Here is a 22463-nt window from a genome sequence, read left to right as displayed (position 1 = left end):
CACAAGTTGATTTATAAGGCTTTAAGGATTGCTTCTACACTGTCCTTCGCATCGCCAAACAACATTTGGGTATTGTCTTTAAAGAACAATGGATTTTGTACACCGGCATAACCTGTGTTCATTGAACGTTTAAAGCCAATCACGTTTTGCGCTTTCCACACTTCTAACACCGGCATGCCAGCAATAGGGCTCGTTGGATCTTCCATCGCCGCTGGGTTAACCGTATCGTTAGCGCCAATGACGAGCACGGTATCAGTACTGCTAAAGTCTTCGTTGATTTCGTCCATTTCTAACACGATATCGTAAGGCACTTTAGCTTCTGCCAATAGTACGTTCATGTGGCCAGGTAAACGCCCTGCAACAGGGTGAATACCAAAGCGAACTTTTATCCCCAACGCGCGCAGTTTTTTAGTGATTTCAGCTACTGGATATTGCGCTTGAGCCACCGCCATACCATAACCTGGGGTGATGATGACTGAGTCTGATGCTTTTAGCATATCAGCGACATCTTCTGCGGTTGTTTCGCGGTATTCGCCCACAGTGTCATCGCCAGTTGATACTGCAGCATCGTTACCAAAACCACCGGCAATAACAGAAATGAACGAGCGGTTCATGGCTTTACACATAATGTAAGACAGAATCGCACCCGATGAGCCCACAAGTGCACCAACAACAATTAGAAGGTCATTAGATAACATGAAACCTGCTGCTGCCGCTGCCCAGCCTGAATATGAGTTCAGCATTGAAACCACAACTGGCATGTCTGCTCCGCCAATTGATGCGACTAAATGCCAACCAAATGCAAACGCGATTAAGGTCATCAAGATGATTGGTGTCACTGCACCACCCGCCTGAACGAATATCACCATTAGAATAAACGACACCACAACGGCCAATAAATTTAATTTATGACGATGAGGTAGCATTAATGCCTTTGATGAAACCAAACCACGTAACTTAGCAAACGCCACAATAGAGCCTGTGAAGGTGACTGCACCAATAAAGATGCCTAAAAATACTTCCACTAAGTGAATGTTAAGCATGGCACCGGTTAGATGCTCAGTTTGTTGGGCTTTGCTTGCTTCAGCAAATGCAGCTTTTGCGGTTTCTAGGGTGGTGTTGAGGTCTTGCCCCATGACCACGACAATTTCAGACACTTCGTGTGGTTGGATATCAATAAAGCTATTAAAGCCCACTAATACCGCAGCTAGACCCACAAAGCTGTGCAAAATCGCGACGAGCTCTGGCATTTCAGTCATTTCGACTTTTAATGCTAAGCGAATACCAATCGATCCACCAATGACCATGGCGAGAATAATCCATTCTACGCCGCTTGTAGCAGGATTGAGTATGGTTGCAATAAGCGCAATTGCCATACCAATAATGCCAAATAAATTACCATTTTTAGCAGTTTCTTGTTTTGATAACCCAGCTAAACTGAGAATAAAAAACACCGCGGCAATGATATAAGATGCTGTAACCAGTCCTTGAGACACGATATGACTCCTTAATCTTTACGGAACATCTTCAGCATGCGCTGAGTGACGGTAAACCCGCCAAAGATGTTAATACTGGCAATAAGCACCGCGACAAACGCAAGCGCCGTGACTAATGCTGAACCCTGGCCTATTTGCAATAACGCCCCGACCACAATAATGCCTGAAATAGCATTAGTGACCGACATTAACGGCGTATGCAATGAGTGCGACACATTCCACACCACGTAATAACCCACCACACACGATAGGATGAACACGGTGAAATGCGACAAGAACTCAGCGGGCGCAACTGACGCCACTGCAGCAAAACCGGCTAGACCTAACACAGCTAAAATGTATTTAAGTTTTGACGGTACTTTGTCAACTTTGGCAGCTTTAGGCTCGATACTCGCTGCTGGTTTTTGCGGTGCCGCAGACACTGAAATTGCCGGTGGAGGGAAAGTAATTTCGCCGCCACGAGTCACGGTCATGTTGCGCATGACCACATCATCAAAATCGAGCACTGCATTGCCGTCTTTGGCTTTACACATTAACTTCATCAAGTTGACTAAGTTGGTGCCATAAAGTTGTGACGATTGCGCCGGTAAACGACCGGGTAAGTCGGTATAACCCAATACTTTTACGCCGTTTTCTGTAATAAAACGTTCGCCAGTGACGGTGTATTCACAGTTACCGCCAGTTGCTGCTGCTAAATCGACAATCACTGAGCCCGGTTTCATGGTATCGACCATGTCCTTGGTAATCAGTTTTGGCGCAGGACGACCAGGAATTAATGCGGTGGTAATGATGATGTCGACGTCTTTGGCTTGTTCGGCAAACAGTGCCATTTCAGCGGCAATAAACTCTTCTGACATGGTTTTAGCGTAGCCGTCAGACGAGCCGCCTTCATTGTTTTCAAATTCAAGCTTTAAGAAGCTACCGCCCATTGACTCAATTTGCTCAGCCACTTCAAGGCGAGTATCAAATGCGCGCACTATGGCCCCTAGCGAGCCCGCAGTGCCAATAGCAGCAAGTCCGGCTACACCTGCGCCAATAACCAACACTTTGGCTGGTGGCACTTTACCTGCTGCAGTAATTTGCCCGGTAAAGAAACGACCAAATTCGTGAGCAGCTTCGATCACTGCGCGATAACCACCAATGTTGGCCATCGATGATAAGGCATCGAGTGATTGGGCGCGTGAGATGCGTGGCACCATGTCCATCGCCATCACGGTAATATTGTGACTTGATAGCTTTTCAACAAGCTCAGGGTTTTGGGCTGGCCAAATAAAACTCACCAACGTTGTGCCTGGTTTCATTTTGGCAATTTCGTCATCGGACGGTGCATTCACTTTAAAAATAAAGTCAGCGTCGTACACATTGTCGACCACATCCGCCCCAGCGGCTTCAAATGCAGCATTATCAAAGCTCGACTTCACACCTGCCTGTGCTTCAATTGCCACACTAAAGCCGAGTTTTATTAGCTGTACCACAGTGGCTGGAGTCGCGGCGACTCGAGTTTCACCTTCGATACTTTCTCTCGGTATTCCAATCTGCATGACTGTTTCCTGATGGTTAATAAAAAGACCGTCTATTGTTGTTCCCCATCAATAGACCATTCCGTTTGAGTATTTCTGCCTCACATGCTGCACTTTGAAGATAGAAAAAGAGCAGCATATGACCATTGAAGTCGGGTAAACTATTTAGCCAATGGCATTACGTTGACACAGTTACATTATATTTGCATGTCGTTTTACTCAGAGAACAATCAACCTGATAATTATTCATCAGTTAATTGGCGCTCCTAGCTTGCGACATCAGGCATGTTCGGTACAAGTGCCTTTAGGCTAATTAAAGGGTTTTAAATTAAGGTAATTTAAAAACTTTTAACTGCGCCACACTTTTGTAGCTTAAAAAAACATCTTTGCATATTCCTAAATGGAATAAAAAATCATCTTTTATTCTTTTTTGGTTTTTGTCCGTAGGAGTAAGCTAGTCCACATTACACTGTTATAAGGCCGTCTTATGTTGTTAAAAGAACTTTCAGCTTTAGCATCACCATTGTCTCAAGGACAAGTCGATAAGTTAAAGCAACTCACATCAGAATTATCTTCAGTTCAACTTGCATGGGTCAGTGGTTATCTCGCTGCGAGTGCTAACCAAGGTCAAAGCGGTGTCGAGACGACAGCAGAGACAAGTGCCGCACCAACAGTTACGATTTTATACGGTAGCCAAACGGGCAATGGCCGTGGCGTAGCCAAAGAGCTAGCCGCTAAAGCGCAGGCGCAAGGTTACGCAGTAAATTTAGCTTCTATGGGCGAATATAATGTCCGCCAGTTAAAACAAGAAACCATCTTGTTATTGCTTGTTAGTACTCATGGTGAAGGCGAAGCGCCTGATGATGCGATTGAACTACACAAGTTTTTAGCCTCAAAGCGTGCACCTAAATTAGATAAGCTACATTATTCTGTGCTAGCACTAGGTGATTCAAGTTATGAGTTCTTCTGCCAAACAGGTAAAGACTTTGATGCGCGTTTAAGTGCATTAGGGGCAACATCATTATTACCGTTGGTAGAATGTGATGTTGACTATGAAGATATTTCACAACAATGGCAGGACAGTGTTGTAGAGGCTGTTAAGCCGTACATTCAAGCCTCAAGCGCCAGTGTGGTCTCTATTGGTACGGCATCTGTTGCGGGTGAAAGCGAATATACCAAGCAAAACCCCTATACAGCAGAAGTACTGGTAAGCCAAAAAATTACTGGTCGAGGTTCTGATCGTGATGTCCGCCATGTTGAAATTGATTTAGGCGAGTCAGGATTAACTTATCAGGTCGGTGATGCGTTAGGTGTGTGGTTTAGTAATAATGAAGTGCTTGTTGATGAAGTTATCGCCGCGCTCGGTTTAGCTGCAGACGACAACGTCACCGTGTCGAAACAGTCACTATCATTAAAAGCGGCGTTAACTGACAAGAAAGAATTAACTCAGTTATACCCAGGCCTAGTGAAAACATGGGCTGAGTTAAGTGGAAGTGCTGAACTTGCAGCCATTTGTGAAGACAAAGAACAAACCAGACAGTTTATTCTTAAGCATCAGTTAGCTGATTTAGTCGCAGCATATCCAGCCAAGGTTAGCGCGGTGCAATTGGTTGATATGTTACGTCCATTGACGCCACGTTTATATTCAATAGCCTCTAGCCAGGCCGAAGTGGAAGCTGAAGTACACTTGACGGTGGCGTTAGTTGAAGATGAACGTCAAGGCCAAGCACGTTTTGGTGGGGCATCGCATTTCTTAGCCTCGGCTGAAGAAGGCCAACAAGTTAATGTGTATGTTGAGTCTAATAACCATTTCCGTTTACCCGAAAATCCAAACACACCGGTCATTATGGTGGGTCCTGGTACAGGTGTTGCGCCTTTCCGCGCCTTTATGCAGCAACGTGTTGTTGACGGAGTGTCAGGTGACAGCTGGTTATTCTTTGGTAACCCGCATTTTGAACAAGATTTCTTATACCAAGTTGAGTGGCAGCAATATCTTAAAAATGGCGATTTATCGCGTTTAGATGTCGCTTTCTCGCGCGATCAAGCTCATAAAGTGTATGTTCAGCATCGCATTGCAGAGCAAGCCGAAGCGCTGTGGCAGTGGCTACAAAATGGCGCACATGTGTATATCTGTGGTGATGCAGAACGCATGGCAAAAGATGTACACCAAGCATTAGTGAATATTGCGGTTGAACAAGGTGGCTTAAGCGCTGATGACGCAGAAGCTTACTTTGAAACACTACGTAGTGAAAAACGCTACCAAAAAGACGTGTACTAAATTCGACCTCGGTTGTTAGGCCAAATCTAGCAACCCAATCGCACTAATGAATTGAACAGAATTAAGAGAGGCCCAGGCCATGAGTGAGCAAAAGTTAGCGTTAAACGAATACTTAAAAATCGACAGTGATTATTTGCGCGGCGATATCAAAGAGGGTTTAGATACCCAAGTGACAGGATCGTTTAGCGATGGCGATCAGCAGTTGATCAAATTCCACGGTTTTTATCAGCAAGACGATCGTGATTTACGTAATGAACGTAAAGAGCAAAAGCTAGAGCCACTGCATAGCTTTATGCTACGTGCCCGTGTACCTGGTGGTATTTGTACTCCTGAGCAGTGGTTAGAAGTGGATAAAATTTCATCTACGCTGACCACCTCAAACAGCATTCGTTTAACCACGCGTCAAACGTTTCAGTACCACGGCATTCCTAAGCGTAATCTAAAAACCTTGATCCAAGGTCTTGATCGCGCCGCCCTTGATTCTATTGCCGCTTGTGGTGACGTAAACCGTAACGTGATGTGTAATCCAAATCCGGTTGAATCTAAGTTACATGCGCAGGCTTATGCGGTTGCAAAGCATTTATCTGATCATCTATTACCACACACTCGCGCTTATGCTGAGATTTGGTTAGATGAAGAAAAATTATTAGGCACCGAAACGGTTGAACCGGTTTACGGCAAAACCTATTTGCCTCGTAAATTTAAAATGGCTGTTGCGGTTCCGCCACATAACGATGTAGACGTGTATACCAACGACCTTGGTTTTATTGCAGTAGCAGAAGCTGGCGAGTTAATTGGCTTTAACCTGGTTGCTGGTGGCGGTATGGGTTCTACCCACGGTGAAGTTGAAACTTTCCCACGTTTAGCTGACGACTTGGGCTTTATTAAAACGGATGACGTCACCAAGTTTGCCGAAGCGGTAATGACGGTTCAACGTGACTGGGGTAATCGTGTTGTACGTAAACGTGCGCGTTTAAAGTACACCATTGTTGACCATGGTCTTGATGCATTTAAAGCCGAAGTTGAAAAACGTGCTGGGGTTAAATTTGCACCTAAGCGTGAGGTGATCATTGGCGATCGCGGCGACCGTTATGGTTGGGTTGAAGGTATCGACAATAAGTTCCACTTAACGCTATTTATTGAAAGTGGCCGTATTAAAGATATGCCAGGTCAAACCTTGCAAACTGGTCTACGTGAAATTGCCAAAATCCATAAAGGCGATTTCCGTATGACATCTAATCAGAACATGATTATTGCCGGTGTTGCTGCACAAGATAAAGCTGAGATTGAAGGTTTAGCGCGTAAGCACGGCTTATTAGGCCAAGTGCTAAGCGGTACTCGCGGTCATTCAATTGCCTGTGTGGCATTACCAACGTGCCCATTAGCGATGGCTGAAGCTGAGCGTTACTTCCCTGAGTTTATTGATCACATCGATGCATTACAGGCTAAACACGGCATTAGCGAGCAATCAATTGTAGTGCGTATGACCGGTTGTCCAAACGGTTGTGCCCGTCCATTTGCAGCTGAAATTGGTTTAGTGGGTAAAGCACCTGGGCGTTATAACTTGTATTTAGGCGCCAGCTTTGAAGGCACGCGTTTAAATAAAATGCATAAAGAAAACATTCAAGAAGCTGAAATTTTAGCTGAATTGGATACCTTATTTGGTCGCTACGCCACAGAGCGCGATGCGGGCGAAACCTTTGGTAACTTCACTGTACGCATTGGCGTAGTGAAGGCGGTTATAGACGCCGCTAAGGATTTTCATGCCTAATGAAGTGGTAACGACTGCGTCAACTGACGCGGCCGTCGATCATTCAGTTACTCCGGCTCAACTGCAGGCGTTATTGTTAGCGCCTAAAGCTGAGCAAATCGCTGCGCTTGAAAACATTAACCTGTTTTTAGCAGGCTTAACGGCGCAACAACGAGTGGCTTGGGGTCTAGCATATTTACCGGGCGATCATGCGTTATCGTCTAGCTTTGGTATTCAAGGCGCGGTGATGTTGCACATGGTGACTCAAGCGCAAAGCGATATTCCGGTTATTTTAACCGACACTGGCTATTTGTTTGCTGAGACCTATCAATTTATTGATCAGTTAACCGAGCGTTTAAGCCTGAATCTTAAAGTGTACCAAGCGGGTCAAACCCAAGCGTGGCAAGAAGCGCGTTTTGGTAAGCTGTGGGAGCAGGGGATTGATGGCTTAGAAAAGTATAACCGCATCAATAAAGTTGAGCCTATGCAGCGTGCATTAGCTGAATTGAATGTCGGTACTTGGTTTGCAGGCTTGCGTCGCAGTCAGTCTAGTACCCGTGAAGCATTGCCGATTTTAGCCATTAGTGGCAAACGTTTTAAATTGTTACCCATCATTGAGTGGAGCAACAAAGACGTGCACATGTACTTAACGGAACATGACTTGCCCTATCACCCATTATGGGAACAAGGTTATGTGTCGGTAGGTGATACTCACTCAAGCAAACCACTTGAGTTAGGTATGTCTGAAGAAGAAACCCGTTTTAATGGCTTACAACGAGAATGTGGTTTGCACTTCGATATCTAGTTGTGAAGTGGTGTTAGATAATGTACTCCATTCATCCGCAATTTATTGCGGATGAATGCATTTTAAGGCTTTCATTATCTACCGTATCAGCTTCTATTTTGTCTTAAATTCGACGTTGTTCTTTTTCATTAATTTGTTTTATTCTTGTCATTCATAAGTTTGAATTATGAGATAAACTGCTTTTATCTCATCGGTTTGTAATATCATGCAGCCAAATTATCACCAAGCCTGTTTGTTAGCATGTTGTCAGACATTGCAACGTTATAATTAACAAGGGCAGGTTGAGGTTGGTTTGTCCTCCTAAATAATTAGTTGTGCATTGAATTGAGCTACTGGTTTTATGTGCAAATTGAAAATAATTAAATTTTATTTAAATTTTCATGCATCAGTGCCGATAATAGTCTAGATTTAGAAGTTCCCGTAGACGGTTTTTGTTGACGTTTTGGGATTGTTTTTGCAATCCACGTACCTTCAAAAGCTTCGCTCGCATCCTCGAGCACATTGATTGACTTGTTAGCGTATAAGCAATCTGTTTGATTGTTCCCGATAACTCAGCGGTTTGAGTTATCGGGAGATCAGATGTTTGAATTATTTCCAGCTTAATGCTTTTTGATTTTCACTTTATTCTCGTCAAATTCCCTCTCAAAACTCGTTAGATAATAAGCTGTCTTTTTGGCGTATTGGTTTTTTACAAGTGCAGTTTTCAGGATAAATATCCCCCCAAAAGGTAACATCTAATGCGCTTATTAACATTTAATGCTAAATTAATCCGCAGTTTATCGGTGTAATCGATAATGCTTATCCCAAAAAGATGATAAATGTTTAAACGCTAACTCATTTCAAGGAAGAGTTAACAATAATATAAATTGGAGTTTATAGATGAATAAGATGGCAATTGCTGCTGTGGTATTAGCTGTTGGTGCTGGTGGATATTTTCTGTCGCAACAAGGGACGTCAGTCGTTAAAAATGATCCTATGTTGGACTATATTCCAGCTGATACATTAGCGTTTTCTGGGCAGTTAGTTCCATTTCCGTTAAAAGATTATCTGTATAGCATTGCAGGTAATTATCAAGCTTATGATCTGGATAAAATGCTGTCGCTAGATGATAGTTCATCAGCTCAAGAGCGCTTTTTTATCAGTTTATACAAGCAATACATGACCGTGTTGCCTGAGCCTGAAACCTTACTATCCACCTACGGCTTACCTGATTCAATTAAGAGTTATTTTTATACCTTGGGTGCATTGCCGGTCATGAAAGTTGAGATCAGCAATCCTGCAGCATTTTGGGCGGAATTAGATCGCGCCGAGCAGGAAAGTGGCTTAACTCATACAATGGGCAAATCTGGATCTGTTGAATATCGCGGTTATACATTGACTGATGTTGATGAGAAAGAGCACGCTGAGATTGTATTTTCTGTTAAAGATGGCTGGTTAACTGTGACCTTGAATACGTCATTTAACCAAGCTGAATTGCTTGAAACCGCCTTGGGTGAAAAGAAAGTTGAGCATCCAATTAGCGAAACCACTCTGTTGCAAGACATCGCTAATACTCATGGTTTTATGCAAGACAGTATTAGCTTTATTAATCATGTTGAATTGGTTAAAGGGTTAACGTCGACTGACGGTAATATGCTGGCCAAGCAAATGACCAAAATGATTGAGATTCAGGGTGAAGATCCTTTTGCTGAAATGAAAACACCCGTGTGTCAAACTGAATTAAGTGCCATTGCTGCTAACTGGCCGCGCAGTGTAATGGGGTTAAATTCATACTCTATCACTCGTGAAGAAAGTACTATTGATGCTGCTGTTGTGCTTGAAAGTAATAACCAGGTGATTTTGTCTGCATTGAATAAAATGCGTGGCTTTGTGCCATCATTTGCCAGTAATGGTCATGATAATATTTTATCACTTTCACTCGGTATTGATGTTAATCAACTCGCACCAGCATTGAACGAAGTGTGGAAAGATTTACAAACACCGCAATATCAATGTGCTGCATTGGCTCAAATGCAATCAGAATTAAGCGAGTTAAATCCAGCAATGCTTGGCATGATGACGGGGATGGCTAATGGCGTTAAAGGCATTAGCGTGACACTAGCGGATTACAAGTTAACAGAGAAGAATGGCCAAGCTAGTTTCGAAAAACTAGATGCATTAATAAGCGTGTCGGCTGAAAAACCGATGATGTTAGTGGATATGATGAAGCCGTTTTATCCGCCGCTTGCAGAAGTGGACTTGATAGATAATGGCGATCCAGTCGATATAACTCCAATGTTAATGTTGCCACCTGAATTTGGGGTTAGTGCAAAATTAGCCATCAAAGGTAGTCATTTAGTTGCTTATACTGGCGACAGGGGTACTGAGTTAGCTGATTTGATGTATAAGCAACCACTTGAATCTAATGGTTTCTTTGACTTGTCTGTCGATTACCAAAAAATGTTTGCTCCATTAGTCGATATGGCAGAAATGAGTGGCGAACCAATGCCAGAAGAATTGCTGATGTTAAAAGACTACGACATGCGTTTACAGATGTCGGTAGACTTTACAGATAAGGGCTTAGTAATTGGTTCTAAAGTAAATTCTAAAGCGAGTGCTAAATAATTTCATTAACGTTATTGTGCTAATACGACATTAATGAAACCAAAAAGGTGACCAAATGGTCACCTTTTTTATGTCTCGTACATTCTATTTTTGCGTTAATCGATTACAGCTAATTGTCGATGTTAATGAATTAAAGACATTAATTATCTAGCTTACAGAATGTCATTTAACGCAATACCAATACCAATACGCTGATTATGATGGTCATAATCAATTAAGCTTTCACCGTAACCATTAAAATATTGAGTATAAACACGTAAAGTACCAATAATCGGGTAGCTCCAGGTAAATTCAACTGCACCGCGATTGGTATCGCGTAAGTTGTTACGCAGTAGCATAGTAAAGCGATGCTCATTTAAACCGTACACTCCAGTCAGTTCGAAGTTACCCATGTAACTGTCGATATCTGGATTGTCATCGCCTTTAGCTGAATTAATATCTTCTTTTTCATCTTCAGGGATGCGCCACCACACTCTAAGTCCGAGTGCGAAAGGGCCACGGTCGAATACTGCACTGCCGTATATTCGGTTCCAACTGCGTGATAATTGGTTGGTTTGACCATTAGACTGATGCACAGCACCAAACCCTAAGAATGAGTTGGTAAAACCACCAATTTTCCAATCATTATTGAATAACATAAACACTTCAGGTTCATGTGTGGTTTCACGAAACGGAGATGAAGCTTCTTCGTTGTAGACTTGCCAATACGATTGGTTGGTGTAGGCAAAGAACAAATGGCCATTATCACCAAAAACATTGTACCAAACTGGAAACTTAAAACTGATTTGGAATTTTGCTTCTAGATTATCGATTGCGAAATCTTCGTCTGGGTATTTAACTTCAAAGGGTAATGCGTTGGTTCTGGTTTGATAGGTTACTGGAAGCAGATAATTAGCTTTGTGTGGCGTGATCACAAACGGCTTTTCAGATGTTGCGAGTTCTCCTTTTACACGTTCATCGACTAAGGAGTCTTCTGCAAGGGCGAGGGTACTATAGCCAAGTAATAATAACGAGAGTCCAAGATATTGAGTGCTTTTTATCATTGCATCATCCATAAGCATAATTATAGGTTTAATTTTAGTGTAATTCTTAGTTTCAGTATTTTTCAGTGCTCATTGTTATCAATTGGCAGAGCTTTGTCGAATTAAGTTAACAATTCTTTTCATTTCAACGGCGGATTCTATACGTATTAGCATGTCAAATAGATTAAATTGCGAACAAACCGCCTCATATTCTATTTAGTTATAAAAACTAACTATTAACTATTGTATATGGAATATAGAAAACGCTATATTTGAACATGGTCAAATATCTTGAGGTAAATGTGATGGAGTTAGTCTCTATGCCAGGGCAAAAAGCCAAAGGCAAAGTGTGGTTAGTCGGCGCCGGTCCAGGCGACGTTGAGCTGCTAACACTAAAAGCCTATCGCATTCTTAAGCATGCTGATGCGGTGTTATATGACGCATTAGTCAGCCAAGATATTTTAGATTTGATCCCCAGCAACGCTGAAAAAATTGCTGTGGGTAAGCGCGCAGGTAAACACAGCGCTGCTCAAGATGAAATTAATCAGCTATTAGTGACTAAAGCATTTACCCGTAAAAATGTGGTGCGTTTAAAAGGCGGCGATCCGTTTATTTTTGGCCGTGGTGGTGAAGAGTTACAAACCTTAGTTGCAGCCGGTATTGCTTTTGAAGTAGTGCCTGGAATTACCGCTGCCAGTGGCACTTCCGCTTATGCAGGTATTCCGTTAACGCATCGTGATTATGCTCAAGGTGTCACGTTTATTACTGGTCATTGCCAGTTAGCGAGTCGCCCTATGGATTGGCAGGGTTATGCTAATTCCAACAATACTTTAGTGGTGTATATGGGCATATTAAATGCCAATATTATTAGTGATGGTTTAATCAACGCCGGCCGAAGTGCTGATACGCCAGTGGCGATTGTGTCTAACGCGACTACCTCATCACAACAGCGGTTTATTGGTAAGTTAGGTGAGCTGGCTCAATTAGCCGCAGATCCTGCTTTACAGATGCCTGCGCTGATGATTATTGGTGAGGTTGTTGAATTAGCTGACAGCTTAAATTGGTTTGATCCCGTCACTGCGCAACAAAAAACAGATTTAGACACAGTCGCGAAAGCGCTGTAGTCGAATAATTTAACCCGCTGCTCTGCAGCAATATTAGGTAATGGAGAATCATCATGGCAGGCCGTTCGTTAAGCCATTTACAACAACTGGAAGCCGAAAGCATCCAGATTATCCGTGAAGTAGCAGCTGAGTTTGGTAATCCTGTCATGATGTATTCGATAGGTAAAGACTCATCGGTGATGCTGCATCTAGCGCGCAAAGCTTTTTACCCGGGTAAAATTCCATTTCCGTTATTACATGTCGATACGGGTTGGAAATTTAAAGAGATGATAGCCTTTCGTGATGCGCAAGCTAAAGCGTTTGGTTTTGAGTTACTGACTCATACCAATCAGGAAGGTGTTGAACAAGGTGTTGGCCCATTCACTCATGGCAGTGCCAAGCACACTGACATTATGAAAACCCAAAGTTTAAAGCAAGCCTTAAATCAATATGGTTTTGATGCTGCTTTTGGTGGCGCGCGACGTGACGAAGAAAAGTCTCGTGCCAAAGAACGGGTATATTCGTTCCGTGATAAACACCACCGTTGGGATCCTAAAAACCAACGTCCAGAGTTATGGCGCACTTATAATGGCGCGGTCAATAAAGGCGAGAGCATTCGAGTGTTCCCTTTATCTAACTGGACTGAGCTCGATATTTGGCAGTACATCTATCAAGAAAGTATTGAGATTGTGCCGTTATATTTTGCTGCACAACGCACCGTAGTAAACAAAGGTGGTCAGCTCATCATGAAAGATGATGACCGTATGCCTATTGAAGAAGGTGATGTTGAATCGGTTGAACGGGTTCGTTTCAGAACCTTAGGTTGTTATCCGCTAACTGCGGCGATGCCTTCAGAAGCTGACACCTTAGAAAAAATTATTGAAGAGATGCTATTAACTCGTTCAAGTGAACGTCAAGGTCGCTTAATTGATTCTGACCAAAGTGCGTCAATGGAGCAGAAAAAGCGTCAAGGCTATTTCTAAACAATTGAACATGGTTGTTTTATCAACCCAGCATGCGAATGAATTTGAGTGAGAAAGATTATGGACCAAGCAAAAATCAATACCGACCGTATGGCAGCAGAGATCCAGCTGCACGGTGTAAAAGAATATTTAGCCTTACAACAAAACAAAGGCTTACTGCGTTTTTTAACTTGTGGCAGTGTTGATGATGGTAAAAGTACCTTAATTGGTCGTTTACTGCATGACAGTGCGCAAATTTATGAAGATCAGTTAGCGAGTCTAAAAAGTGACAGCGCGAAGATGGGCACTACTGGTGAAGCCATTGATCTCGCGTTATTGGTCGATGGTTTACAAGCTGAACGTGAGCAAGGTATTACTATCGACGTGGCTTATCGTTATTTCTCCAGTGAAAAACGTAAGTTCATCATTGCTGATACTCCAGGTCATGAACAATATACTCGTAACATGGCAACGGGCGCATCTACCTGTGACTTAGCTGTTATTTTGGTTGATGCACGTTATGGTGTCCAAACCCAAACTAAACGCCATGCCTTTATCGCATCGTTACTAGGTTTACGTCACTTTGTTGTTGCTGTGAATAAAATGGATTTGGTTGGTTTTGATCAAGCTGTGTTTGAAAAAATTCAAGCTGACTTCACTGAATTTGTTAAAGGTGCTTGTGATACAGAAAATGGCGGTGATTTAGATATTCACTATGTACCGTTATCTGCTTTAAATGGCGACAACGTGGTTAACCGCAGTACGCAGTGTGATTGGTATCAAGGTGGCACATTACTTGAGTTACTTGAAACGATCGATACCCAGCGCGAACTGAGCGATCTACCCGTTCGTTTCCCAGTGCAATACGTATTACGTCCTAACTTAGATTTTCGTGGTTTTTCTGGCACATTAGCGTCAGGTATCATTAAAGTGGGCGATGAATTAGTTGCATTGCCATCAGGCAAACGCAGTAAAATCGAGCGTATTGTGACATTTGATGGTGATTTGCAAGAAGCTGTAGCAGGCCAAGCTATTACGATTACCCTTGAAGATGAGATTGATATTTCACGTGGTGATTTATTGGCTCACCCTATAACTGCACCAGAAGTTGCTAACCATATTGTTGCCGATATGGTGTGGATGGATGAAAAGCCATTACAGATCGGTCAATTATATGATGTGAAAGTCGCGGGTAAGAAAACTCAAGCCGTCGTGAGCGAAATTGAATACATTACTGACGTGAACACGCTTGAGCGCAGTGCAGCAAGCTCATTAAGTTTAAATACCATTGCCCGAGTTAAGTTAGATTTAACTGAATCGATTGTGTTAGACGCTTACAGCTTGGTGCGTGATACTGGCGGCATGATTTTAATCGACAGATTATCTAATGCTACCGTAGCAGCGGCTATGGTTGTCAGTGGACATCAAGGCGATAAGCAAACCAACACTGAGTTTAGTGCATTTGAAGTCGAGTTTAATACGTTAGTGCGTAAGCATTTTCCGCATTGGAATGCTCGTGATATTAGCGTACTTGGAAAATAAATAATGAGCGAAATATGGTTGTTAGCGATTATCTTGTTAGCACTGGTCGGTGGGCTTCTTGCTGGGCTTGCAAAACCGGCCGCCATGTTTTTTTTCGCTTCATTACTTTGTTATATCCTCGGACTAGTTGACTTAAATGTAGCGCTTGGCAGCTTTACTAATAACGGACTAATTACTTTAGTGCTGTTGGTGCTGGCTGCCACAGCACTCGAGAAAACCTCATTACTGGGCAAATTAAGCCAAGTGATAGGGAAAGGCTCGTTATTTTCTACCCTGGCTAAATTAGGTATATCAACGGCACTGTTGTCGTCGTTTACCAATAACACAGCTGTTGTGGCTTCGTTAATTGGTGTTGTGCGCCGTAATCAAGCGCATGCTCCTTCTAAGTTATTACTGCCATTAAACTATGCTGCAATCCTCGGTGGCACGCTTACGCTCATTGGTACTTCTACCAATTTGATTGTTAACTCATTTGTTGAAAATGCTGGCCTTGAACCTCTGGGGTTTTTTGAGTTTTCACAAGTTGGCGCATTAGTTGTCATAAGTGGTCTAGTGGTGTTGACCATTATGGCTAATTTTTTACCCGATAGACGTGAAGAGTCCGAAGATGAAGCATTGCCTTATCTATTGGAAGCTCATGTTGCTAAAACCTCTACTTTAGTGGGTAAAAGTGTTATTGATAACCGTTTGCGCGCACTTAAAAAACTCTACTTAGTTGAATTAGAACGCAGCGGTATACGTATTTGCCCTGTGCCACCACAAATGGTGCTGCAAGCCGATGACGTTTTGCGTTTTAGTGGCGCGGTTGAGTCGGTTGAGTTATTACATCAGTTTGATGGTTTAGAGTGGTTTGGTAAGCAGCATGCTAAAGGCCAAAATTTGGTTGAAGCGGTATTAGCGCCATCATCAAGTTTGGTTGGCACAACCTTAAAAGATTCGCGCTTTCGTGAAGTCTTTGATGCAGCCGTGATGGCTATTCGTCGTGGTCATATACCGTTAAAAGGTGGACTCGGCGATGTGGTTTTACAACCCGGTGATGTGTTACTGCTCACGCCAGGCGATCGTTTTTCTAAGTGCCCTAATTTAACCAGCGACTTTGCTGCCGTTAGCGGCTTAGACTTAAGCGTGCGTTTAGATGAAAAACGCGGTAACTGGGTACTTGTTGGGTTTGCACTAACCATTTTGGCGAGCATTTTTGAGCTATTACCATTAGCCAAAGGCTTAGTTTTATTATTACTCAGCTACGTGGCGATTGGCGCGATAACCTTAAGTGAGCTTAAACGTCGCTTCCCGCTAGAACTGGTGGTGATTGTAGGCAGTGCCTTAGGCTTAGCTAATTTAATGGTCGCAACCGGCTTAGCAGACGTCATGGCGCAAACTTTATTGAGTGTGTTTAATGGTTATGGTGTGTTTGCCGCCTTTGTTGGGATTTACCTGATTACGTTAATTGTCACTGAGCTGATAACCAACAACGCCGCTGCAGCACTTGCCTTCCCGGTCGCTTATGCGGTCGCGACCAGTTTTGGCGTCGATCCTCGGCCGTTTATTATGGCGGTGGTATTTGGCGCAAGCGCGAGTTTTATTTCGCCTTACGGCTATCAAACTAATCTCATGGTATTTAATGCCGGTAACTATAAATTAAGCGATTTTGTCCGCTTAGGTTTACCGTTATCCATCGTATATTCATTAGTGGTTATTTTTTCGATCCCGTATTTCTTCCCGTTTTAACAAAGAATTTTAGTGTGGTGTAATAACCATTCGATAGGAGTAGTGATGAGTAATATTGTTTGGCATCAACATGCCATTGACCAAGCTGCCCGTGGCGCCCAAAAAGGCCAAAACCCAGTATTGTTATGGTTTACGGGATTATCAGGCTCGGGTAAATCAACCCTTGCCGGTGCATTAGAACGGGCGTTATTTGAGCATGGTTTTCATACCTATTTACTTGATGGTGATAACGTTCGACATGGTCTATGTAAAGACTTAGGCTTTAGCCTTGACGATCGCGATGAGAACTTACGTCGTGTTGGCGAAGTGGCTAAGTTAATGGTTGATTCTGGCTTAGTGGTGCTGTCGGCATTTATCTCGCCAACCCGTGAAGAACGTGATCGCGTCCGGGCATTATTCCCACAAGGTCAGTTTGTTGAAGTCCATGTGTCTACACCATTGAGTGTGTGTGAATCGCGAGACCCGAAAGGCTTGTACGCTAAAGCCCGCAAGGGAGAGATTACTAACTTTACCGGTATTTCATCACCTTACGAAGTGCCAGAATCAGCAGAGTTAACCATTGATACCAGCAAAGGCGATCTTGATACTCAGGTACATGGTTTATTAGCTTACTTAAAAGCGATTGATGTGCTTAATCCGCCAAGAGAAATTGCTGGTGCAGGGATTTAAACGGCACTAAATCGACAATTAAATTGATAACCAAATCGATATCTAAATCGAGAAGAATAAAAGGGCTGATGTGTTATATAACATCAGCCCTTTTAGTTTTATGTCATCGCAACTATAACCGTTATGAAGTTACTGAGTGATAGACTTTCATTTAGAGACAATTCTCAGCACATTATATGAGGTATATTGTTTAGTTTAACTAGCTATTTGGGGTAGATTAAACTTTACCTAATCTAAGATACAATATCGTTCTAAAGGAGTTAATTATAATAAGGATATTACATGTCTGCTTATGCCAATCGTGCGATCAATGATTATCAAAGAAAGAAAAAGCTTGCTAAAGCACTTTCTGAAAATGAATACCAATTGGTACAAATGAACTCGGCTGAGTTTATCGAGCTTTATATTAGTCATAAACAAAAACAAGGTATGACTAGGGCTGATGCTGTTGAAAATCTGGGTATAGTTATTTCACAGTCCTCGCCTATTGGGAAGCAATTTTGGGATAAACATAATGCTAAAATAAAAACTGGCAGTGGATTGATCCCCTTGATGACAGATATGGTAGCCCTGAGTGCACTGGCTATTGAGATGAAACGAGGTGGGAGTGCCTTTAGTGCTTTTAAGACTGTGACCTATTCAGGTCAACCTTACGTTGTTTTTCAAGGGTATGCTCGTTTGAGGAGAGATTTAACCGGTAGTCGTTATTTAGCTAATAATCCCAAAGTTATTTCATTGGGGATTGGTAAATTGGGTGCTTTAAAATCTATCACTCAGGGGAGTATTCTTACCATACTGATTTCTGGTGCATTTTACTCTTTAGAGCAAATGATGAATGATACCAAAACTTGGCATCATTTTGTTGGCGGAATGGCCGTTGATATTGCAGTTGTCTCTGCTAGTTCATTGATTACGTGGTCATTTGTAGTTGGATTTGGTTTAGCTACTACGCTAACAATTGGTTCGATGGTAGTAATTGTAGTTGTCGGTGCAGTTCTTGCTTTCGTGACTAATCTATTTATTGATACTAATTATTGGTCAGATAAAATAAGTCAATCATTGTTATTGGCTGAAAAAAATCTTATTAATAATGGGGATAAGTTTAGCGCTGAGACTAATCGTTTAATCGATGATTATGACAATGACCCAATACGCTTTTTACATAAATTATTTAATATTCCTTATTTTCATGGAAGCCTAAAATGAGTGAGAATTCAGATATTATTCACGATGAATATAGTGATAAAAAGAGGTATAAATTCTTAGCCATATTCTTAATTTTTTTATGTTTCCTGGGTATTTATGGCACTTTTTTAGGATTCATAGAAGAATACGGTATATTAAAACAGGTTCATGAAAAGGCTATTTATATCGGGCATAGAAGCTTTGCTATTGGCGCTTTTTGGGTGGTGCCATTTCTTATCTTATCTTGTTATTTACTGTATCTGAGATTGGTGAATAAACTGACAATTCAAACGCAAATTTGGCTTGTTAAAGCAGCCGGATTTGGATTAGTTGCTTGGATTTTGACTTGTAGTGTTTATGGTTTTTGGCTTGATTCACACCTCAGAATAAATGGTTATACTCATTGTTACTGGTATGATTCTCCAGCTCGAGGCAGTCCAACTATTTGGGTAGAGTCGGAGCGTTTTTGCCAGAAGAGAGCTTCAAACACTCGGATTGAATTATTTAACTATTTTGACCAGCAAGATGCATTAAATCGTAAACCAACAGATAAAGAGTTAAATGCAGAGATAAAAAATATTGTTGAAAATAGTATTTTTTATAAATATCAGAATGATCTGCTTTAGTGCTGTATATAAATGGTAATCTAAATTTGATGTAGTGATTATCATATTTAAAATCAATCACTTAAAAGCCGAGCTTAATGTTCAGCTTTTAAGTAACTTAATATTAGATTTACACTAACACTTGTTTAAGCACTCTTTGCCAGTTTTCACCCATAAAACGATCGCGATCGGTAGATTTGAAACGGGCTTTTTTCAAGGCATCGTCGATGCGGCTCATGCGGTCGATACTGTTGAATTCTGGGATCACTACATGCTTGGGTTCAACGTCAAAACCTAATACATTTTTGTCTTCTAAGGTGTGCCACCATTGGAGATATTCTTTTATCCCTTCGCTATTATTGTTATCTAACGCTAACAGGTTTTCTTGACCACGAAGTGGGAAATCATTGGCGATGGCTACGCAATCAAAGCCGCCCACTTTAGAAATATAAGCAAGTTGCTTTATGTAGTCTTCTATCGTTGGAATTGGCTTGTTGGTGAGCCAAAAACTCATCATGAACACCCCCAATACTCCGCCGTTATCGCCAATGGCACGGATAACTTCATCGGGTGAACAACGGGCATTGTTGACAATAGCGCGCGCAGCACCATGACTTAGCACTACCGGAGACTGGCTGGCTTTTACTGCATCAAGGGCCGTTTGGGCGCTTGAGTGACTCACATCGATAAGAATGTTTTTCCGATTAAGCTCTGTTATGAGCTCTCGCCCAGCGGCGGTTAATGGGGTATTTAAACTATTTAAGCCATTATTATCGAATGCACCACCGGCATAACGATTACCATAATGGTGTGTCAGCTGCATTACCCGTAAACCCTGTTGATGCAAATTATCTAGTTGTTGCCATTCATTACTTAAACCGTCATTTTCAACACAATCAGCGCCTTGAATTTGAAAAAACACCGCGGTTTGTTGCTGCGTTTTAGCTTTACTAATGTCAGTTCCTGTAAGCCCTTGCAGATACACGTCTGGATTGGCTTTTACTGAATTAGCCGCTTGGGTAATACTGTTGATGCAGGCTTCATAAGTGCGTTTGTAATTTTTAGTGCCATCAGCTTGTTCAATGGTTTCAATCGCCGAGATATCGGCGATAAAAGCGTCGAGTTTTGAGGCTTTAACGTCATTGATGTCGGTCGGTAAAAATGATAAACCATCAATGTATAAACGACGTGGTTTAGCTGCCCATGCAGGAAATGAGCTTAAAGGGCTTAATAATGTGGCTGCTCCAAGGCCTTTTAAGATATGACGGCGAGCTTGGTTACAGACTTTTTGGGTCATTATTATTCCTTAGGGTTGGCAGGTGTTTCAGGTACCAACATCTTGTGTATAGGCAACGATGGCTTGCGCTAACGCAGTTAAACCATTGGTACGAGATGGACTTAATTGGCCGCTTAATCCGAGACGATCAAAATACTGTTTTACATCAAATTGCTGTATTTGCCCGGTGGTTTTACCTTGGCAGGCGACCAGTAACAATCCAATTAAGCCTTTTACAATACGGGCGTCACTATCGGCCAGATAAAAATGCTGGCCATTTAGCGTGTAATGGTACAGCCATGCTTGGCTTTCACAGCCTTTAACTTGTGCGTCTGCCTGTTTAAATTCCGGCGCGAGTGGTGGTAATAATTTTCCCAATAACATTATCTGACGGTATTTATCTTGCCAGTTATTGGCTTGCTCAATGAGGTTAACGGCTTCAACTAATTCATCCGATAAAGACGAAAATAACTGCGGTGAAGGTGTGGTGCTTGGACTTAACATGGTAATTCAAATAACCTCGGTTGTAGAGAAAAGATACATCAGGAGCTGCGTGTTGTATCTTAATACTATAACAATAACTCTTTTACAGTATTAAGTGCATGAATAAATTGATCAACATCTTGCTTATTAGTATAGATGCCAATAGAAGCACGGCAACAGCCACTTAAATTAAGGCTGGCCATCAATGGCATAGCGCAATGATGACCACAGCGAACAGCCACAGCTTGTTGGTCGAGTAAAATCCCTACATCTTGGTGATGTTCACCTTGTAGATTAAACGCCACCGCACCAATATTATGGCGTTGACCATCAGCGCAGTGCTTATCATCAGATCGGCTATCACCAGAGTGACTATTATTGGCAATACCATACAACTCAATAGCGCCAAGTTGTTGCAGTTGTTGCTGTAAGTAGTGCAGCAATTGTTGTTCATGTGCGAGTATTTGCTCGCGAGGCAATTGTTGTAAAAAACCAATGGAAGCCCCTAGGCCAATGACTTCTGCGATAGCGGGCGTGCCAGCTTCAAGACGATTTGGTAGCGCACCAAACTCAGTATGCTCAAAACTCACGGTTTTGATCATCTCGCCGCCAGTGAGCATTGGGGTTAATTTATCGAGCTCAGTATATCGACCATATAAAATTCCCACGCCCGTTGGCCCATACATTTTATGGCCTGAAAACGCATAAAAGTCACAATCAATTTGTTGTACATCAACAGGTAAATGGGCAATGGCCTGAGCGCCATCAACTAAGGTTAACGCGCCCACGGCTTTGGCTTTTGCGACTAGCTCATTGACTGGGTTTAATGTGCCTAGTGCATTTGACACATGGCATAGGGCAACTAGTTTAGGCTTAAGCTTTAATAGTTGATCAAAAGCGGCTATATCCAGTTGCGCATCTATTGTCAGCGGAATCGGTTTGATCACAGCGCCAGTGCGCTTTGCCAGTTCCTGCCAAGGAACAATATTGGCGTGGTGGGCTGCGGTATCGATTAATATCACATCATTCGCTTTAATCTGCGAAGTCAGTCCGTAGGCCACCATATTGATCGACTCTGTGGTGCCATGGGTAAAAATGATTTCGTCTTGACGCGGGGCATGAATAAATTCAGCAACTTGTTGCCGAACCGCTTCATATTGCTGAGTTGCCCGCGCAGACAATTGATGCGCCGCACGGTGCACATTGGCGTTGTTGAGTTGGTAGTACTCGGTCATCGCATCAATCACCGCTTGCGGTTTTTGGCTAGTGGCTGCGGAGTCTAAGTAGCACAAAGGATGATCGCCAATGGTCTGTTTAAGTGCCGGGAATTGATCGCGCAATGCTTGATGATCAAATAAAACGGCAGACGATGATGACGATGCAGGCTTCATAAATAAGGGTTTCTGTATTGAAAAGAAAAGGCATCAAGATCTTC

At 42.4% G+C, this 22463-nt stretch carries 17 protein-coding genes; 11 read left to right on the top strand and 6 right to left on the bottom strand.

The annotated features are described in order from the left end of the window. Positions 1–11 precede the first annotated feature (11 nt). Both pntB and HNW13_RS10660 read right to left on the bottom strand, forming a co-directional pair. Positions 12–1496 (bottom strand): Re/Si-specific NAD(P)(+) transhydrogenase subunit beta, encoded by a 1485-nt coding sequence (gene pntB / locus HNW13_RS10665; protein WP_101086078.1) that lies wholly within the window; start codon positions 1494–1496, stop codon positions 12–14. 11 nt (positions 1497–1507) lie between these two features. Beyond that, positions 1508–3037 carry a Re/Si-specific NAD(P)(+) transhydrogenase subunit alpha gene (locus tag HNW13_RS10660; protein WP_192115484.1) on the bottom strand — a complete coding sequence of 510 codons (1530 nt, stop codon included), beginning with the start codon at positions 3035–3037 and terminating at the stop codon, positions 1508–1510. A gap of 466 nt (positions 3038–3503) precedes the next feature. Between HNW13_RS10660 and HNW13_RS10655 the strand changes: the two genes are divergently transcribed. The 4 genes from HNW13_RS10655 to HNW13_RS10640 all read left to right on the top strand — a co-directional run bounded on the left by HNW13_RS10655 (position 3504) and on the right by HNW13_RS10640 (position 10453). Further along, on the top strand, positions 3504–5294 hold the full coding sequence (locus tag HNW13_RS10655; RefSeq protein WP_101086076.1) for an assimilatory sulfite reductase (NADPH) flavoprotein subunit: 1791 nt from the start codon (positions 3504–3506) through the stop codon (positions 5292–5294). A 79-nt stretch (positions 5295–5373) separates the two neighbouring features. Continuing rightward, the gene (gene cysI / locus HNW13_RS10650) at positions 5374–7065 is read left to right on the top strand and encodes an assimilatory sulfite reductase (NADPH) hemoprotein subunit (RefSeq protein WP_101086075.1); all 1692 of its coding nucleotides are present in this window, start codon (positions 5374–5376) and stop codon (positions 7063–7065) included. Next, on the top strand, positions 7058–7849 hold the full coding sequence (locus tag HNW13_RS10645) for a phosphoadenylyl-sulfate reductase (protein ID WP_101086074.1): 792 nt from the start codon (positions 7058–7060) through the stop codon (positions 7847–7849). Before cysI ends, HNW13_RS10645 begins: the two co-directional genes overlap by 8 nt. A gap of 879 nt (positions 7850–8728) precedes the next feature. Next, a complete protein-coding gene (locus tag HNW13_RS10640; RefSeq protein ID WP_192115485.1) occupies positions 8729–10453 on the top strand; it encodes a hypothetical protein in 1725 nt (574 codons plus the stop codon). 152 nt (positions 10454–10605) lie between these two features. Here HNW13_RS10640 and HNW13_RS10635 read toward each other — a convergent pair whose 3' ends face one another. Next, a complete protein-coding gene (locus HNW13_RS10635; RefSeq protein WP_242445105.1) occupies positions 10606–11496 on the bottom strand; it encodes a phospholipase A in 891 nt (296 codons plus the stop codon). Positions 11497–11780: 284 nt separating this feature from the next. Here HNW13_RS10635 and cobA point away from each other — a divergent pair, with 284 nt between their 5' ends. The 7 genes from cobA to HNW13_RS10600 all read left to right on the top strand — a co-directional run bounded on the left by cobA (position 11781) and on the right by HNW13_RS10600 (position 19290). Then, positions 11781–12599 carry a uroporphyrinogen-III C-methyltransferase gene (gene cobA, locus HNW13_RS10630; RefSeq protein ID WP_192115486.1) on the top strand — a complete coding sequence of 273 codons (819 nt, stop codon included), beginning with the start codon at positions 11781–11783 and terminating at the stop codon, positions 12597–12599. Between the two features lie 53 nt (positions 12600–12652). Then, complete coding sequence (cysD, locus tag HNW13_RS10625; protein WP_101086070.1) at positions 12653–13561, top strand: sulfate adenylyltransferase subunit CysD; 909 nt, start codon at positions 12653–12655, stop codon at positions 13559–13561. A 60-nt stretch (positions 13562–13621) separates the two neighbouring features. Beyond that, positions 13622–15082 carry a sulfate adenylyltransferase subunit CysN gene (gene cysN, locus HNW13_RS10620; RefSeq protein WP_192115487.1) on the top strand — a complete coding sequence of 487 codons (1461 nt, stop codon included), beginning with the start codon at positions 13622–13624 and terminating at the stop codon, positions 15080–15082. A 3-nt stretch (positions 15083–15085) separates the two neighbouring features. After that, complete coding sequence (locus HNW13_RS10615) at positions 15086–16810, top strand: SLC13 family permease (protein WP_182744240.1); 1725 nt, start codon at positions 15086–15088, stop codon at positions 16808–16810. 45 nt (positions 16811–16855) lie between these two features. Next, positions 16856–17479: an adenylyl-sulfate kinase gene (gene cysC / locus HNW13_RS10610; protein WP_101086067.1), complete on the top strand. Its 624-nt coding sequence runs from the start codon at positions 16856–16858 to the stop codon at positions 17477–17479. A 282-nt stretch (positions 17480–17761) separates the two neighbouring features. Beyond that, on the top strand, positions 17762–18685 hold the full coding sequence (locus tag HNW13_RS10605) for a hypothetical protein (protein ID WP_192115488.1): 924 nt from the start codon (positions 17762–17764) through the stop codon (positions 18683–18685). After that, entirely contained in the window at positions 18682–19290 is a 609-nt protein-coding gene (locus HNW13_RS10600) for a hypothetical protein (protein WP_101086065.1), read from the top strand. Before HNW13_RS10605 ends, HNW13_RS10600 begins: the two co-directional genes overlap by 4 nt. Positions 19291–19399: 109 nt before the next feature. On the opposite strand, the gene HNW13_RS10595 is transcribed toward HNW13_RS10600, so the two are convergent. The 3 genes from HNW13_RS10595 to HNW13_RS10585 form a co-directional block, all read right to left on the bottom strand. Then, positions 19400–20566: a membrane dipeptidase gene (locus HNW13_RS10595; RefSeq protein ID WP_192115489.1), complete on the bottom strand. Its 1167-nt coding sequence runs from the start codon at positions 20564–20566 to the stop codon at positions 19400–19402. A gap of 27 nt (positions 20567–20593) precedes the next feature. Continuing rightward, on the bottom strand, positions 20594–21049 hold the full coding sequence (locus tag HNW13_RS10590) for a SufE family protein (RefSeq protein WP_192115490.1): 456 nt from the start codon (positions 21047–21049) through the stop codon (positions 20594–20596). A 65-nt stretch (positions 21050–21114) separates the two neighbouring features. Beyond that, the gene (locus HNW13_RS10585; protein WP_192115491.1) at positions 21115–22419 is read right to left on the bottom strand and encodes a cysteine desulfurase; all 1305 of its coding nucleotides are present in this window, start codon (positions 22417–22419) and stop codon (positions 21115–21117) included. Positions 22420–22463 lie beyond the last annotated feature (44 nt).

This window comes from Shewanella sp. BF02_Schw (genome assembly GCF_014596695.2).
Lineage (GTDB): Bacteria > Pseudomonadota > Gammaproteobacteria > Enterobacterales > Shewanellaceae > Shewanella.
Note: the sequence above shows the minus strand (reverse complement) of the source record. Positions and strands in the feature narration are given on the sequence as shown.

Coding starts and splice junctions, on each gene's coding strand:
- HNW13_RS10660 (WP_192115484.1), bottom strand. CDS start 3,037: ATGCAGATTGGAATACCGAGAGAAAGTATCGAAGGTGAAACTCGAGTC.
- HNW13_RS10655 (WP_101086076.1), top strand. CDS start 3,504: ATGTTGTTAAAAGAACTTTCAGCTTTAGCATCACCATTGTCTCAAGGA.
- cysI (WP_101086075.1), top strand. CDS start 5,374: ATGAGTGAGCAAAAGTTAGCGTTAAACGAATACTTAAAAATCGACAGT.
- HNW13_RS10645 (WP_101086074.1), top strand. CDS start 7,058: ATGCCTAATGAAGTGGTAACGACTGCGTCAACTGACGCGGCCGTCGAT.
- HNW13_RS10640 (WP_192115485.1), top strand. CDS start 8,729: ATGAATAAGATGGCAATTGCTGCTGTGGTATTAGCTGTTGGTGCTGGT.
- HNW13_RS10635 (WP_242445105.1), bottom strand. CDS start 11,496: ATGATAAAAAGCACTCAATATCTTGGACTCTCGTTATTATTACTTGGC.
- cobA (WP_192115486.1), top strand. CDS start 11,781: ATGGAGTTAGTCTCTATGCCAGGGCAAAAAGCCAAAGGCAAAGTGTGG.
- cysD (WP_101086070.1), top strand. CDS start 12,653: ATGGCAGGCCGTTCGTTAAGCCATTTACAACAACTGGAAGCCGAAAGC.
- cysN (WP_192115487.1), top strand. CDS start 13,622: ATGGACCAAGCAAAAATCAATACCGACCGTATGGCAGCAGAGATCCAG.
- HNW13_RS10615 (WP_182744240.1), top strand. CDS start 15,086: ATGAGCGAAATATGGTTGTTAGCGATTATCTTGTTAGCACTGGTCGGT.
- cysC (WP_101086067.1), top strand. CDS start 16,856: ATGAGTAATATTGTTTGGCATCAACATGCCATTGACCAAGCTGCCCGT.
- HNW13_RS10605 (WP_192115488.1), top strand. CDS start 17,762: ATGTCTGCTTATGCCAATCGTGCGATCAATGATTATCAAAGAAAGAAA.
- HNW13_RS10600 (WP_101086065.1), top strand. CDS start 18,682: ATGAGTGAGAATTCAGATATTATTCACGATGAATATAGTGATAAAAAG.
- HNW13_RS10595 (WP_192115489.1), bottom strand. CDS start 20,566: ATGACCCAAAAAGTCTGTAACCAAGCTCGCCGTCATATCTTAAAAGGC.
- HNW13_RS10590 (WP_192115490.1), bottom strand. CDS start 21,049: ATGTTAAGTCCAAGCACCACACCTTCACCGCAGTTATTTTCGTCTTTA.
- HNW13_RS10585 (WP_192115491.1), bottom strand. CDS start 22,419: ATGAAGCCTGCATCGTCATCATCGTCTGCCGTTTTATTTGATCATCAA.